The organism is Pseudomonas sp. LBUM1648 (assembly GCF_059716145.1).
In genome coordinates this window covers 3,681,666-3,696,502 of record NZ_CP166808.1, presented here as the reverse complement: position 1 = coordinate 3,696,502, position 14,837 = coordinate 3,681,666, and the positions used below count along the sequence as shown (strand labels likewise).

General features: G+C 54.5%; 16 protein-coding genes and 2 pseudogenes. 13 read left to right on the top strand and 5 right to left on the bottom strand.

Features of this window, described 5'->3' with window-relative positions; genetic code table 11:
- The first annotated feature begins 39 nt into the window (after window positions 1–39).
- Complete coding sequence (locus tag ACA043_RS16775) at window positions 40–480, top strand: carboxymuconolactone decarboxylase family protein (protein ID WP_497657465.1); 441 nt, start codon at window positions 40–42, stop codon at window positions 478–480.
- A gap of 212 nt (window positions 481–692) precedes the next feature.
- Here the strand turns inward: ACA043_RS16775 and ACA043_RS16770 are convergent, their stop codons facing one another.
- Complete coding sequence (locus ACA043_RS16770) at window positions 693–1,037, bottom strand: hypothetical protein (protein ID WP_497657464.1); 345 nt, start codon at window positions 1,035–1,037, stop codon at window positions 693–695.
- A gap of 207 nt (window positions 1,038–1,244) precedes the next feature.
- Here ACA043_RS16770 and ACA043_RS16765 point away from each other — a divergent pair, with 207 nt between their 5' ends.
- The 3 genes from ACA043_RS16765 to ACA043_RS16755 are packed head-to-tail and all read left to right on the top strand — an operon-like array spanning window position 1,245 to window position 3,429.
- Window positions 1,245–1,910, top strand: coding sequence for a secretin and TonB N-terminal domain-containing protein (locus tag ACA043_RS16765; RefSeq protein WP_497659660.1), 666 nt, complete (start codon window positions 1,245–1,247; stop codon window positions 1,908–1,910).
- Entirely contained in the window at window positions 1,907–2,458 is a 552-nt protein-coding gene (locus ACA043_RS16760; RefSeq protein WP_187678595.1) for an RNA polymerase sigma factor, read from the top strand. The genes ACA043_RS16765 and ACA043_RS16760 overlap by 4 nt, the downstream gene beginning before the upstream one ends.
- 32 nt (window positions 2,459–2,490) lie before the next feature.
- Entirely contained in the window at window positions 2,491–3,429 is a 939-nt protein-coding gene (locus ACA043_RS16755) for a FecR family protein (protein WP_497657463.1), read from the top strand.
- Between the two features lie 495 nt (window positions 3,430–3,924).
- Here ACA043_RS16755 and ACA043_RS16750 read toward each other — a convergent pair whose 3' ends face one another.
- Together ACA043_RS16750 and gspH are read right to left on the bottom strand one after the other, a co-directional pair.
- Window positions 3,925–4,533, bottom strand: coding sequence for a type II secretion system protein GspJ (locus ACA043_RS16750; protein ID WP_497657462.1), 609 nt, complete (start codon window positions 4,531–4,533; stop codon window positions 3,925–3,927).
- A complete protein-coding gene (gspH, locus tag ACA043_RS16745) occupies window positions 4,530–4,976 on the bottom strand; it encodes a type II secretion system minor pseudopilin GspH (RefSeq protein WP_187678592.1) in 447 nt (148 codons plus the stop codon). Before gspH ends, ACA043_RS16750 begins: the two co-directional genes overlap by 4 nt.
- Before the next feature lie 120 nt (window positions 4,977–5,096).
- On the opposite strand from gspH, the gene ACA043_RS16740 reads away from it, so the two are divergent.
- The 3 genes from ACA043_RS16740 (at window position 5,097) to ACA043_RS16730 (ending at window position 7,453) form a co-directional block, all read left to right on the top strand.
- The gene (locus ACA043_RS16740) at window positions 5,097–5,528 is read left to right on the top strand and encodes a type II secretion system protein N (RefSeq protein WP_497657461.1); all 432 of its coding nucleotides are present in this window, start codon (window positions 5,097–5,099) and stop codon (window positions 5,526–5,528) included.
- A gap of 409 nt (window positions 5,529–5,937) precedes the next feature.
- Window positions 5,938–6,825, top strand: a complete 888-nt coding sequence (locus ACA043_RS16735) for a hypothetical protein (protein ID WP_497657460.1) — start codon at window positions 5,938–5,940, stop codon at window positions 6,823–6,825.
- Window positions 6,815–7,453 (top strand): hypothetical protein, encoded by a 639-nt coding sequence (locus ACA043_RS16730; protein ID WP_497657459.1) that lies wholly within the window; start codon window positions 6,815–6,817, stop codon window positions 7,451–7,453. The genes ACA043_RS16735 and ACA043_RS16730 overlap by 11 nt, the downstream gene beginning before the upstream one ends.
- A 319-nt stretch (window positions 7,454–7,772) precedes the next feature.
- Here the strand turns inward: ACA043_RS16730 and ACA043_RS16725 are convergent, their stop codons facing one another.
- Window positions 7,773–8,756, bottom strand: a complete 984-nt coding sequence (locus ACA043_RS16725) for a DUF3644 domain-containing protein (RefSeq protein WP_497657458.1) — start codon at window positions 8,754–8,756, stop codon at window positions 7,773–7,775.
- Window positions 8,757–9,301: 545 nt separating this feature from the next.
- Between ACA043_RS16725 and ACA043_RS16720 the strand changes: the two are divergent.
- The 6 genes and pseudogenes from ACA043_RS16720 to ACA043_RS16695 all read left to right on the top strand — a co-directional run.
- Window positions 9,302–10,072: pseudogene (locus tag ACA043_RS16720) on the top strand (hypothetical protein); the annotation flags it as partial.
- 63 nt (window positions 10,073–10,135) lie between these two features.
- A protein-coding gene (locus ACA043_RS16715; RefSeq protein ID WP_497659659.1) for an IS3 family transposase occupies window positions 10,136–11,298 on the top strand; the annotation gives its coding sequence in 2 pieces (ribosomal slippage) (window positions 10,136–10,391 and window positions 10,391–11,298; 1,164 coding nt in all).
- Window positions 11,299–11,688: pseudogene (locus ACA043_RS16710) on the top strand (hypothetical protein); the annotation flags it as partial. It abuts the gene before it with no gap.
- Window positions 11,685–12,068 (top strand): hypothetical protein, encoded by a 384-nt coding sequence (locus ACA043_RS16705; RefSeq protein ID WP_401266916.1) that lies wholly within the window; start codon window positions 11,685–11,687, stop codon window positions 12,066–12,068. The pseudogene ACA043_RS16710 and the gene ACA043_RS16705, both read left to right, overlap by 4 nt.
- 77 nt (window positions 12,069–12,145) lie before the next feature.
- Complete coding sequence (locus tag ACA043_RS16700; RefSeq protein ID WP_497657457.1) at window positions 12,146–12,433, top strand: hypothetical protein; 288 nt, start codon at window positions 12,146–12,148, stop codon at window positions 12,431–12,433.
- A gap of 464 nt (window positions 12,434–12,897) precedes the next feature.
- Entirely contained in the window at window positions 12,898–13,257 is a 360-nt protein-coding gene (locus ACA043_RS16695; protein ID WP_497657456.1) for a DUF6124 family protein, read from the top strand.
- 384 nt (window positions 13,258–13,641) lie between these two features.
- Here ACA043_RS16695 and ACA043_RS16690 read toward each other — a convergent pair whose 3' ends face one another.
- Window positions 13,642–14,670 (bottom strand): hypothetical protein, encoded by a 1,029-nt coding sequence (locus ACA043_RS16690; RefSeq protein WP_497657455.1) that lies wholly within the window; start codon window positions 14,668–14,670, stop codon window positions 13,642–13,644.
- Between the last annotated feature and the right edge of the window lie 167 nt (window positions 14,671–14,837).

Below are 14,837 nucleotides of genomic sequence, written 5' to 3'. Positions count from 1 at the left end.
TTTACGGTGAAGTCATTATTCCGTCTACCGAGAACAGCCATGACCCCGCGCCTGGATTACTACAACGCTTCGCCCAAGGCGATGAAAGCCATGATTGCCATGGAGGCGCTGACCAGCAACCTGAGCATCGAGCAGCCGCTGCTGCAACTGATCAGGATCCGCGCCTCGCAACTCAACGGCTGCGCGTTCTGCACCGACATGCATTCGGTGGACGCGCGACGGGCCGGGGAGAGTGACCGGCGCTTGTATGCGATTGCGGTGTGGCGCGACAGCAACTTCTTCAATCCCCGCGAACGTGCGGCGCTGGGGTGGGCCGAGGCGGTAACGCTGCTCGCCGAAAGTCATGTGCCGGATGATGTTTATCAGCAGGCACGCGAGCAATTCAACGAAGGGGAAATGGTCGACCTGACGATGGCCGTCACCACCATCAACAGCTGGAACCGGCTGGCGGTGAGCTTTCGCCAAACCCCGAGCGACTGACTGACGCATAACTCTGTGACTGACGTATAACCCTGTGACTGAGGTATTTCCAGTGATTGAGGTATTCGTTGTGGTGAGGGGATTTATCCCCGATGGGCTGCGCAGCAGCCCCAAAACGTTGCGACTCGGTACATCAGGCACATCCCGTGTAACGGGTTCGCGACTGCTGCGCAGCCGATCGGGGATAAATCCCCTCGCCACAGGTGTTTGATTCATTTATTGATTATTGGTGAGGTTGCAGTGTTGGCTGGTGGGCGCTGCGGTTTCACCGAGGTGCCAAAGGTATTGCCCATCCGCGTGCTGGTCGCGGCCGGTGTCGCTAGGCCAACCTGATTCGGCGGTCGCTTGTTCACCGGCACGTTCAGCGCCTCTTGATTCTTTTCCGCCGCCGCCGCGCCTTCGGGGTTGTTACCCATCTGCTGGCTCAGGCAGTCGTAATTCGGCGCCTTGTAGCCGCCGACCGTCACTTCCACGCAGCCCAGCGGTTGCTCGGCTTGGGCGTTGACGAATGCACTCAGCAACAGTCCGCCAAGGGCGATTTTCCACAGTGATTTCATGTAGGCCTCCTGGCCGGCCCGAAGGGGCCGCGCTATGCAAGAAGTCTAGTGCACGCCGTGCGCAAATCCCGTGATGGTTTTTTTGCAGTGGCCGTCACACCAGATTCATAAACAGCCCTCAGGATGACGATTTTCAGGGATACGTCAGCCGTGCAGCGAGGCAGTTCCAGGGACGGTCTTCAGCGTTCAACGACTCTTGTGCGCCGGCTGGGTCTGGGGGTGCTGCTTGCCTGGCTGACGGGCACTGCGACAGCGGACCCGGTGCCGGCAGATATGCGCATGACGCTGCACATTCCTGCGCAGGATCTGGCCCGGGCGCTCGATCAGTACAGCCACGCCACCGGTGTGGCGGTGCTGGTCGACAGCCAGTTGAGTCGCGGTAGACGCTCCCTGGCGGTGGATGGCGAATACACCGCTGCAGACGCGCTGCGCCGCCTGCTCGGTGGTAGTGGTTTGATGGCGCGCTATGCCCGTGACGATGCGTTCACTTTGCAAGTGGCGCAGGTCGAAGACGTGCCAGCGCCGCCGCAAAAACAGTCGCCCGAAAGCGTGGCTGTCAGCCGCAGTTACGCCACGGCGGTACAAGCGGCGATCGAGCGCAACCTGTGCCGGTCGCCGCTGACCCGTCCGGGCAGTTATCGCGCGGTGTTGCAGGTCTGGGTCGGGCGCGATGGCCTGGTGCAACACAACCGGTTGGTCACTTCGACCGGCGATGTACGGCGCGATACCGCGCTGGTGGAAAGCTTTCGCAATCTCAGGATCGACCGGCCGACGCCCAGTGCCTTGCGTCAGCCGGTCACGTTCCTGTTGTTACCGGAGTCGTCAGGAAAACGCATGGAATGCACCACATGGGAAGGAGTTTCCGGGGGATGAAAGACACCGGACAAGGTTCGCTGGTCCAATTGTTCCTGACGTCCTACGAGGACTTTCGGGTGCGCCTGCGTCGGCGTCTGGGCTCGGAGGATCTGGCCAACGACGTGCTGCACGAAACCTACCTGCGCGTTGATCGCATGGAGACGCCGGCCAATATCGCCCGGCCCAACGCCTACCTCTATCGCATGGCCCTGAACATCGCCGCCGACCGGCGCCAGGCCGATGCGCGCCTGCTCACCGGCACCGAGGTCGAAGAGCTGCTGCAAATCGGTGACGAGGCGCTCGACCCGGCTCGGGTGGTCGGTGGGCAAAAGGAAATTCAGTCGTTGCTCAAGGCGCTATACGAACTGCCGGCGCGGCGACGGCGGATCTTCATCGCGGCACGTCTGGAAGAGGCGCCGCACCTGGAAATCTCCCAGCGCTTTGGCATTTCCACGCGCATGGTCGAGAAGGAAATCAAGGCTGCCTTGGGCCATTGCGCCGCCAAACTTGAAAGAAAAGTGTTTCAGCGGTTCGGTCGCGGGGCCGGAAAACCGTCTTCAGAGTAGTGCCCGATTAATCCGTTGAGAATCTGCGCGTCTTGAACATCTTTCGACTGACACCTGCCGAGCCTTCGGCCGCCGAGCGCCTGCAAAGCGAAGCCCGCGGCTGGCTGATCCTGCTGACCTCGGGCCGCGCCACCGTCGCCGACGCCCGGGCGTTACGCCAGTGGTGCGCGCAGAGTCCTGAACACGCGAGCGCATTCGAAGAGACCAAAGCCCTGTGGCATTTGCTGCAACCGGCGGCAGAAGGTTTGCAGGCGTCGCGTGGGTTTGGGCGGCGGGCGTTTCTGGGTGGCGCCATCGCCGCGTCGGCGGCGTTCTTTTTGGTGCGCGGGACGATACCCGGGGGCTTCGGCGGGTTGGGTGCCGATTTCATCACCGAGGTCGGGCAGCAGCGGCGTTTTGAACCGGTGGAGGGTATGAGCCTTGAGCTGAATACGCAGACCCGGATCAACCAGCGCGCGGTGGATGACGGTGTGCAGGGCTTTGAGTTGGTCAGTGGTGAAGTTGAGGTGCAGACGGCGCGGTTGCCGCTGGCGATGCAGGCCGGGGGCGGGTGGTTGCGGGCGAGTCAGGCGCGGTTCAATTTGCGTAATACCGATCAGCAGGTCTGTGTGACTTGCCTTGATGGTGCGGTGGAAGTGGATGTTGAAGGGCGCCGTTTGCGTCTGGAGCCGGGGCAGCAAGTGACTTATGACGCGCGGCAGGTTGGCAGTGTGCAGAGCGTTGACACGGCGGCGGTGATGAATTGGCGGCAGCAGGTGTTGGTGTTTAATGGGGCGACGTTGAGTCAGATGATTGACGAGATTAATCGCTACCGCCCCGGCATGTTGCTGCTGCTTAACCGTGAGCTTGGCCAGCGCCGGGTTCAGGCGCGGTTCAGTCTTGATCAACTCGCGGGCGTCGCGTTGTTGATTCGGGATGCTTATGGGGTTAAGTGCACCGAGTTGCCGGGTGGTGTCGTCGTCCTTAGCTAGTGGGGCGGATGGTGTACATATCCGTTGCTGCGGTAATGGCTGCTTAGGGTTCCGCCCTGACGGCGGGTCACTTTTGACAAACGCCTCAAAAGTAACCAAAAAGTCTTTGCCCTGACGTTCGGCCCTCGCCGTGGCTCGGGTTCCTTCGCTCCGGGATCGATCCGGGCGCATCGCCTCCGGTTTGCTGCGCTGCACCTCCTCTCGATGTGTTCGACTTCGTCGAACGGTCGCTTCGCTCCCACCCCCGGATCAATCCCTCCACTCAGCCTGCCGACGGGCTCTGAGATCAAAAGCGGTACTCGAGCTAACGCTCATTGTTTTGAGTGGGGCGGCATGCGCCGCGTGCGGGGGCACTCAATCCCAATGTAGGAGCTGCCGAAGGCTGCGATCTTTTGATTTTGTTTTTCAGAAGCAAAATCAAAAGATCGTCCGAACGCGGCCCGAGCCTTCGGCAGCTCCTACAGGGGGGAAGGGGTTGGGGATATCAGGCGGGACTCATTCCAACGGCCCAATCACCTGCCGATATTTCTCCACCCCCTGCGGCGTCTGCCGAGTCAACCGTATCTCCAGCCCTTGCGGATCCTCCCGCCGATTACCACTCAACTGCCGCCATCCCTTATCCGTTTCCCATACCCGAACCTGTGCATCGCTCACATCCTTCAGCACAGCAACCCCGTCAGTAGGCGCCGGCAACGGATACCGACTGCGCGCCGCCGCCACCGCCCGATACAGCGTGTCACCCTTGACCCACCAACGTACCCGCTGCAACGCCCCCGGCTGATCCGCCGCCGTGCGAATGATGTCCAGGCGAAAGCCCTTGCTGTCACTGCTGCGCACAGTAATCGCGGGCGGGGCGCTAGGCGGCTCATCATCCACACCGACTTTCTTCGGCTCGGTCAATTCAATCCCCGCGCGCATGTCCACATCCCGCTGCAACTGATTCAACGCCCGCAACAGACTGTCACTCTGCTCACTGCTGGCCTGCAAATGGCTGTCAGCCCGAGTCACGCTGTCAAGCCCACGCCAGGCAATCAAACTCACCACCGCCATCAGCAGAATCGCGACCATCACCTCAATCAGGGTAAAACCTTGTTGGTCTTTCATTGCACGCTGATCCGGCCGGCGCCATCGCGCAACACGCTCAGGCGATTGAAACCATCAGACAAGGTCAATTGCAGCGGCGGGTTGATCCATTCGGCGTTGAGCACGACTTTCTGTTTCGGCTCCACGCGAACCTCCATCTTCGGGCTCTGCCACGGCCGTGGGCGCAATTGCGGGTCCTGACTGAAATGCTCGAAACCCTTGCCGCTGTCACTGCGCCGACTGAAGCGAAACCCCTTGGCATCACTGACCCACACAATCGGCCGACCATCCGCCCGGGCCTCCGCCTGCGCTACCTGCAGCAACTGCGCCACACGCTCGGCGTCCTTGCGCAGCAATTGCAGCGGGTCGGGCTTGATGCTCAGGCTGATCGCCGCACTGGCGATACCGATGATCACCAGCACCACCATCAACTCGATCAGGGTAAAGCCCCGTTGCCTGTTCATCGATTGCGCGCTCCTTTGCGTTGAGGAACATCCTGCACGGCCAACATGTAAGACGTGTGAAATAAAACCGTGAGAATTGCCGCGTAGTCTGTGGGCAGGGACTAAAAGGAGATTCAGCCCATGATATTCACCGCACGCTTTTCCCCACCACAAATGGTTCAGGCCGTGGCGCTGCTCGCCGCACTGGTTGGCGTGGCGACTTGGTCGTCGCTGCTGCTGACCACCGCCGAATCCCACACCCCGCCGGCAGCCCCGCAATTGCTCGCAGTACGCAGTGACAGCCCGGCGTTGCAGTGGTTTTCCAATCAAACGGCGCCGGTGGATATCAAGGTGAGCGGGGTGATGGCGGGGAGTCGGGGGGCGGTGGCGATACTGAGTTTGAATGATGGGCCGCCGAGAAGTTTTTTGCAGGGGGAGAAGGTTGGGCCCGGGGTGAAGTTGTTGGCGGTGGAGGGGGATGGGGTGGTGATTGAGCAGGGTGGGGAGAGGGTAAGGTTGGGGGTGGAGAGGTTGGGGGAGGGGGTGGTGTTGCCGAGCCTTATGAGACCCTGATTTTTTTGGTTGGCATATATGCACCTCTGCAGCATGTTATGCCCGAGGCCGATAGCGGGTAGTCGAGAATGTCCGCTATCGGCCAGAAGCGGCCACTCAATCGAATCTAAAAATCTGGAACAAGCTCCTAGCCCCGATCGTAGGTGATGCGTTCCACTGATTCTGGTCCGTACGCTCCTTGTACAGCTCGACCGTTAGGGGCTAATGTTCAACCCGGCCAGCATGCTGGCAAAAGGACTAGCGCAGATAGCGCAATCCAGTGCTGATGCTGGGTCCCAGCGACAGAAGGCTAGGATGAAAGCCATGCGGGCTGGCTCAGACGAGCCAACAATCTTGGAATATTCGAATCTTCTTTTGCCTAATTACTAACTTAATAGCTATACGCTTAACAATAATACAGTGATAAAAAATGGACGCAGAGAAAATAATAAACTTACCGCGACATCACAAAAAAACTTTTGTCGCGCTACTGATTTCAATATATTTGATATCGCTAATTATAGCGCGCTATCAACTCGATCAGTCATTGAGCGATATAGTCCTTGACCAAGTGAAGTCGATTGCATCAGCTCTTATAACAGCGTTATTTGGACTACTTATAATAATGCCTTTTATCCCAAGCAAGGAAAAAGGGGAAATTGTCGAGATTCCTGCGCAAGAGATAACAGCTGAATTTGAGAAGTTGTTAGGTTCCGCTGCTCGCTGGAGATATCAAGGAAACTTCGGTCGCTATCTTAGAGGAAAAGTACTTCCCACGCTAGCTTCCAAGACCAACGTTCAAGTTCTAGTTTGCCTAATTGATCCGGCCAATCAAGACCTTTGTGCAAAGCATGCAGAATACAGGGGGAATATCAACGCAATTGACAAGGGAAAGAAGTACGACTCTGCCGCAGTCTCACTTGAGGTAATGGTTACCATTGTTATCGCTGCGTGGTATGCAAGAAATAAGGGAATGGACATCAACATATTCCTTTCTGGAAAATTTGATCCCATTCGAATTGATGGCAGCGATGAAGCGATGATTTTAACCGTAGAGGATCGCCGAAGCCCTGCCTTAATGATTACCCAAAAGCATTTTACGGTGAATCATTTCAACCTCCAAATGCAAACCGCGCGCGACCAAGCCCGAAAGATCAATTTGGGCGGGATGCGGCATGGCATTCAGCTTGCGGAAATTGACTCCAACGATGTTGAGAATGTGCTAGCAATAGCTGGATTGGCGGATATTTGCAGGCAGATTACAGCCCAATCAATCACTACGGCATGTAGAGTATCGAAAAACCCGTATGAAAACTAATGCTCTCGACCATATAAATGTCCTGCTAGATAATATCGATGAGTTTGCGGCTAGCATTCAACCATTGTGGCATCCTCTCGGATTTATCTCTTGTGTGATAAGAGATAATCCTGGCAAACTCATATTGCGGGTGCATTATTGGCCACCGAATGAGCGGCGCACCAAAAATCCGGACTGGCCTGTGCATACGCACTCATACGCTCTATCCAGTCTAGTCCTGCACGGGAATATCGAAGACATTCAGTGCGAAGTAACCGGCGGGGAAGAATTTTCTATATATAAAGTTTCATACTGTAATGGTGACTCTGAGATAACAAAGACAGATGAAAGGACAGGCATATTGAAATATGTTTCGGAAACGCGAATCGAAGGCGAGCAATATCGTGTCGAGCGCGGCGTTTTTCATCAGAGCGTGGTAAGGCTTTCTGAATCTGCCGTGACCTTTGTAGCCCTCACTGAATCATCGTGCGAAGCTCCACTTGTATTAGGTGAGAATGGAGACAATAAATATCCTTATGATCGAATGCCATTCAATCAAGAGTTATTTTGGTCTGCCGTTCGAAATGCGATTTCAAATCCAACAATTCAAAACTTGGCGAAGAGTCACCAATTATTGGGCCAATGCTGACACCGGTTAGCCTGCGTGCGAGAGGCCACTCTCGACTGCGAATTCAACGGTCGATGCAACGGTATAAAATAAAGGTAACCCCACTAGAGGTTCTAATAAGGCAACGGCTTCGGATCTACTACACCGGCACGCAGAAGGCCCTGAGGTGACGCCGTTGGCTTGCGGGAGACTCTCTCCAAACCATTGTCCAGCTGTTCGATCGCAATCATTCTCCGATCCAGCAGATTTTGACGGAAACTGGCGGCAGTTGACCTGCTCAGCGATCATAGTTCCCGCTAAGCATGATTTTTCGATTCAGGAACACTAGGCTGCGTGTACGTTAAGTGAATTCCTGTTTTCGAATCTCGCACTCGGCTAGTACATGTTCTAGCCATGACTCATACCAATACCATGTGTTCATGACGGTGACACCAAAACCTTTACCTTGTTTCTTTGCATCGTGGAATTGCCACATTTGCGTATGGTGTGTGATATTGAATCGTGGATAACCCGCTTTTTTAACCTTCTCAACAACTTTTGATGGTAGGAATTTGGGGCGCTCGATCTCTTTGATTTGTATGTACTTGGTATTCATTCCCTGAGCCATTTCAGAACCCGGCCTAATAAATTCAATAACCTGGTCGGCCTGGCCCTTATGATTCGCAGTTTTAGGAACAAAGAAAACACGATAAGAGAATTTCGGATCATTGAATTCTTCTTCGGTCAAAGTTAGATCGAATGAAGTAATATATGCTCGGATATTTTCAGGAAGGCCGTCTGCCTGGGATAGCCTGTCCACTTGGTCCTTGCTTAGCGAGGAGAATTGCAGGCTGAAAGATAGATGCTTATCAATGCCATGGATGTCTCCAAATAACGATTTCACAAGCTCATTATAGTTGAGGCAGCATGCTTGAAATCTAGCACTTAATAACTGATCTATTCTAGTCGTCATCTGGTGCTCGATCTCATGCCTCAATCCGATTAAGAATCTGAGGTTATTCGCGGCACTCACGTCGACTGGTGATTCTGGCTGATTCAAGCATTTCTCTAGCTCCCAATGTTTTACAGCGCCTTTAGCGGTTTTGTGGAATCTTTTTCGCGTGCCTACCATTTTAAAGTAGCGGTATTCAATCCCCTTTTTACGATAGAACGCGTGGAGGAGATAGGTCCAAGAAATCATCATCAGAACTATAAATATTTCGGACTTGAAGGTGAGTGCAGGATTGTTGAATATCTGAACTGAAGCGAGCGCCGCTTCCCTCGATTTTTTTATAAGTTCTCCGGCTACTGAACCGACGGATCGCACCCTTTTCTCTGCTGCCATCCTCATCACCCTTAATGCTACCTACATATTTTTAATATACGGCGATAGGCGAATGGTCATTGCGCTAGCTCGGACCAGCTTTCTCCTCCAGAAACCATAGTCATAGATGGTGAGAATTCCAGTTTGAGCTGTCGGTTGAATGTGTGAGTGGTGGGCCCGATCCGACATACATCCAATCATCGATTCGCACACGAAGCCATTTCCATAAGCTATCGACCTCCGATCTGCCCCAAAGCATCGTTTCAGTAGTGATGGGTTCTGGCCGGTAACATTCGCGTGCGAACGTCCGCTTTTGAACGAAAGCAGCCATCGAGTGTGAAAGATAGCTCAACGCACGCAATTCAGCTGGTAACGCTATGGGTGGCCATCTGCTGCCATACAACCATCTCCCCTCACCAGTTATCCTGCGCCCCCAGCGAATGACAGGAATCAGTCGTTTGGGCACAGCTTTTTAGGCTTTGTCCTACAGCCAGCATTTGGGCTTTTCGATAGCGTCAGACTGTCAGAACCCAAGTCGGGATTCCCGGAATGAACAAGGATGATGCATGAGTGAATATGGAAACGTACCAAGGCCCGCGCAACCTAACCCACCAAGAAACAAGGTCTACCGTGGCGTAGAACCGACCGACCTGCACGCCAAACACTGGGCAGAGTATCCAGAAGCTCCAGCCGAGAAACCGGCTGCTGCGAAGGAACCAGCGGAACCCGGTTTTTACATCGTTCAGCAAGTTATGCCGCGCTCTGCGCTGGAAGCAGCATTGTTCGATAAGCCGGATGGAGCAACGCTTGAGAAATTCACGCGGCTCAACCCTCACATCACTGGCTACGCCAAGCCCGGTCAGCTCATTGTGTTGAGCGATCCGAATAATCCCCAGTGCACACTTGAAGAAGCGATGCTCATGGAGGCGGCTCAGAAAGTCGACGCGGCACTCAAGCCCATGAGCGACGAAGAGGCCAGCTTCATGGTTCGCTATCAGAGCCAGATAGAATCCATTCTTTCGCAAGGCTCAACATCCATTGGCGTGGGTGAATCGATCTTTGCCAAGAATCTGGAAGATGTGAAAACCTCGCTGAAGGAAATCGAAAACCTGCACCAGAAAAGTTTTCAGCGTGATGGTCATTTGCGTAGCTCAGAGTTCTTTGATGAGCGTGCACGACTGTTTGCCAAGCTTGATAGACAGCTCACCGGGCTAACCAGAAAGGGTATCGGTTTCCCTGATCACCCAAGTCTGAAATCAGCGCTCGGCATCTCAAGCAAAAGCTTGGTGCATCACTGGACCCTGGCCGGTGCTCCGGGGCAGATTCCCGGTTACGCTGTAGTGGTCTAATGAAACCGGACACCCATTTAGGCGAGAATGCTCGCCAGATCGAGGTGTCAGATGACTAAACAACGCCGCTCCTTTACTCCTGAATTCAAGCGCGAGGCTGCTGACCTTGTGCTCAAACAAAACTACAGCTACATCGAAGCCAGCCGTTCGCTCGGCATTGGTGAGTCGGCATTGCGCCGCTGGGTTGACCAGATTCAGAAAGAACATAAAGGCGTCACTCCGCAGAGCAAGGCACTGACTCCGGAACAGCAAAAAATTCAGGAGCTGGAAGCCCGGATTGCTCGGCTTGAGCGAGAGAAATCAATACTAAAAAAGGCTACCGCGCTCTTGATGTCGGAAGATCACGAGCGTTCGCGCTGATTGACCAGTTGAGGGCACATGAGCCGGTTGATTGGCTGTGCAAGGTGTTTGACGTCACTCGCTCGTGTTACTACGCCCAGCGCCCGCGGCGCCGCACGCCGGATGTCGAACGGCTTCGATTGCGTAGTCGCGTAAGTGAGCTGTTCTCGCAAAGTCGCAGCTCTGCGGGCAGTCGCAGCATCCTGTCACTGATGCGTGAAGACGGTGAGCAACTCGGTCGATTCAAAGTGCGTAGCTTGATGCGCGAGCTTGATTTAGTCAGCAAACAACCCGGCTCCCATGCCTACAAACGAGCAACAGTAGAAAGACTGGATATCCCGAACACATTGAACCGCGAGTTCGACGTGCCTGCGCCCAATCAAGTCTGGTGCGGCGATATCACCTACATTTGGGCACAAGGAAAGTGGCATTACCTGGCTGTCGTCCTGGATCTTTGTACGCGTCGGATCGTGGGCTGGGCGCTGTCGGAAAAGCCAGACGCTGAGCTGGTGATCAAAGCGCTGGATATGGCTTACGAGCAGCGTGGCAGGCCTTCGGATCTGCTATTCCACTCGGACCAGGGATCGCAATATGCAAGCCGACTCTTTCGCCAGCGGTTGTGGCGATACCGCATGCGTCAGAGCATGAGTCGACGAGGAAACTGCTGGGATAACGCACCGATGGAGCGCGTATTTCGTAGCTTGAAAACAGAATGGATACCGACCGTGGGCTATCGAACTGCGCAGGAAGCACAGCGCGATATCAGCAACTTTTTGATGCATCGCTACAACTGGATTCGGCCTCACCAGTTCAACAAGGGGTTGGCACCAGCGCGGGCCGAGGAAAAACTTAACGTCGTGTCCGGGATTAGTTGACCACTACACGCCACTCACGCAGAAGGTGTCGCCAGAGCAGCCAAGGTTGTGAAGTACGGTGGCTGGATTGGTACAGCTGTAGGGGGCGGGGCGTCTTACATGAAGGTTCAAGAGGTCTGTGCGGCTGGTAATGAAGACGCATGTGAAAAGATTAAATACACCGAGGGAGGTAGTTTCATTGGTGGCGTGGCCGGTGGCGCAATGACAGGAGCAGCACTAACGGCTCCAGTGGTAGGTGCAATCTGTGTCGGACTTGGCGTACCTACTGGTGGATTGGGTACCCTCGCTTGCGGCGTGGTAGTTGTAGCGGCAGGCTCATATGCTGGCGGGGCGGTAGGAGGGGCCGGCGGTGAAATGTTCGGCGAAGTGATTTACGAGGTGACTAAATGAATACCGCTGAACTGATAGTCGGAGGGTTATGTGGCGTGGTGATTATCTCGATGATCATCTGGATCGGGATTGCTCTCTACATTGCACATATCAAGATGGACGTGATCCTTGAACACCTCAAAAACAGCTCTGCCGGCACGAGGTTAGCTGCGCTGAAGCACGGAGGTGCGTGGGGAAGATTGCTTCTAGTAGGTGGTGCCTCTGGTCTCGTTACGTTCACGAATTTCTACATGAGACGCGGCACGCTCAGCGCCGATGACGTAGAGAATTTTCCTTCCTCACTCAAGCAGAGACTTGTGTTGATGCAATGGAGCGCAATAGCGCTGCTTTCTGCGATGGTTGTACTGGTTGCTTTGGGGAAATCAGGAATACTCAAGTAACCGTCCAACCTAAGGCCTGAGCTGGTCGGAAACATCAGAGCCAAAACCCATCTGGTTCCACTACCGACGGCAAAGGAATGAAGAAGCTATTAATCGCAGCAATACTCGCCGTAGTGACCATGCTCTACGTCGGCTACTACGAAGCCCTTGAGGATGGTGACATCGAGACAATTGCCTTCATCAAGAAGCACCTTACGTTCCAGATGAAGTTCTACAACATCCACGCCAATGATGGAGAGATCAGGAAGGTAGAGCGCCTGACGGCGAAGGAGCGGGGGTGGATTATTGATTACTGCAGGTACCGGTTGGGAATCGATACAGACCTGAAAACTCAGGATGACGTCGAAATGTGCCGGAAGAAATAGCACTGTTCATTTGGCCGAGGTTGTCAGTTTCGACTGACAACCTCGTCCATTTTCTTTCGTATGTGGGGGTGATCTATTTAGGGATACGTAACGGAATGAGGCCTCGATAAACACCAATGTTTAAAAAGACATCTCCAGACACTCTCTCAGGCTACATATCCTTGCGCCTTTGCCTACAGCTACGCCAGAATCCGCCGGCTTGTGCGCTTTGTACCTGGTCTTTATTGTCTACGGGTCGCTGGCAACCCAGCGACCGGGTTTAGCGACCTGACCAGGTATAAGTACAACGACGCTCCAGTTTGTCGCAGCCGTTTGCGATGAAGATATGGTGGCTGTGCGTGGGAGACCTTCGGGTCTGCCGGGTCTTATACCTCTCGGTTCGCTAACCCGCGTACAGCTGCCACCCTTACTTGTTTAGCGACAGGTGTTGGTGGTTCCACCAGGTATAAAAATGGAGCTTCACCATGATCAAACCAACGCCCAACCCGCCCGAAACCGACTCGGTTTCTCCTTACGAATCCCTCGACTCCAGAAAACTCCACGAAGCCGCCGACCGCGCGCTCGACCATTACCTCTGTCCGCCCGGTTCCACGCCACCTCCACGTAAAAGCCGTGGGATGTATGCGGTGACGGCGGACCACAAGAATGAAGAACTGCTGATCGATGCCAGTGAAACACTCGCTTCGGCCCAAACCATCGCCCAGAACGTGGCCAGTCTGTTACCGGCGTCGCAGCGTCGGGCGTTGTTGGGGATTGCGCAGTTGATCATGCTGGGGGAGCTGGCGGTGAATCGGGCGTTGGATAATCTGCAATTGCCGGGGTGATGCGGAGTAGGGCTGGCAGCGATGGCACATGCGCTGTTTCTGCTGCCTGATACTCCGCTATCGCCAGCAGGCTGGCTCCCACAGGGTTTTGTGTTGGTCACGGACATCGTGTTCGGCGCTGAAAGCTGTGGAAGCGGGTCGGTTACTGTCCCGTGCCGTCTTCATGTGGTTATTGAGGCGCCTCAGGACATTCACGGGTCCATTGCGTAACCGTCATGTCATTCAACTGCTCTCCAATGGCATCGACGCGCGGGCAAGCCTTTTTCTTCGAGTAGTAGAGTGGCGGCGAAGTTGTGGAGCATTTCTGTCACTGGGCTAAGCGATTCGCTTGCGTTGCCCAGCAGGGAGTCGCTGTCGTAGGTCGTGTTGGCCAGGAACCCACTGCTATCCGGGTAGTATTTGTGTCCAAACCTTATCGCTCAGCACGTAATAGCGCCACCCACCGATTTCCCTGACACCAACGACAAATGCCCCAAAGGGCTTTTTGTTAAGCGCTTCGCGCGCATGGACATAACAAGTTTCCTCGAATTTATCTTTGATCGCCTCAATCGTACGGTCTTCCACTAACGCTATGTCTAACTTTCCTTTAATCAGTTCCCCTAGTTTAACTGTCGCGAGTTGAACTCTCGTGGGTGCATACGGAGTTGCAATATTCGATAAAACGTCCTCGACCTCTCGCGCAATGGCTAACGCATCTGTCCCGGCTTTCAACTTTCCAATTAACAGCGTAGGAACTGTACGTAATGCATGCCCCTTCAAGAGGACACCGTAGGCATCGGTGTGCGTCTGCGCATAGAAAATGGAACTCGGGCTTTCTGTTATGGACACGCTTCTGGCGCGTGTTCCCGACGGGAGGGAGATAGCCTCCCTTGCAGCAGCGTTCCGTGTGGACGTAGAGGGAGGTGTGCTGCCAGTGTCAGACGAGGCTCTGGCGTCCCATGCAACATGCATCACGTGGTCCTCTGTGAGAGTGAAACGACACCCACTCAGTTCGACCGTCATGAAAAAATCATGATCGTTTTCGTACACTGAACGCTCGACCCATTTAGTTGACAAGGCTTTATAGTTGAGCAGAAACACCCGCTGCGCTGTTGGGCCGGTAACACCAGAGGGGCCGGTGGCCAGGACATCCAGTTGCCATTGGCCTGTAGTCTGTCCCGTGGCACCAATATGCAAGGTGGTGCCCATTCCGTAAGCCACATTGCCCCTTTTCAAAGTATCGTCACACGCTATGACTTTGATCGCGCCCCGTGTGTCGCTGCTCTTGAGAAGATCCCAGAAGTTACGACCTTCTCGGGCCTCTTTCTCTTCATGCGCGCTACTTTGTGAATCGAATCCGAAGAGCGAGAAAGATGCAAAGTTGTCATCATCGGAATCGCCAGATTGAGTCTTGGGAGGAGTCTTGGGACGCACAAAAATATCTCCAGACAAAGTGATCACGGATGACTATAGACGGTAGATACGGAAATGGGCGTCCTTCTGCTGTGAGCAAACTTTAAGTCGGTTTGCTACGAAGCCCTTGAGGAAATACTGCAAGGACCGGTTGGGAGTCGATGCGGATCTACTTGCGAAGTCGTGGC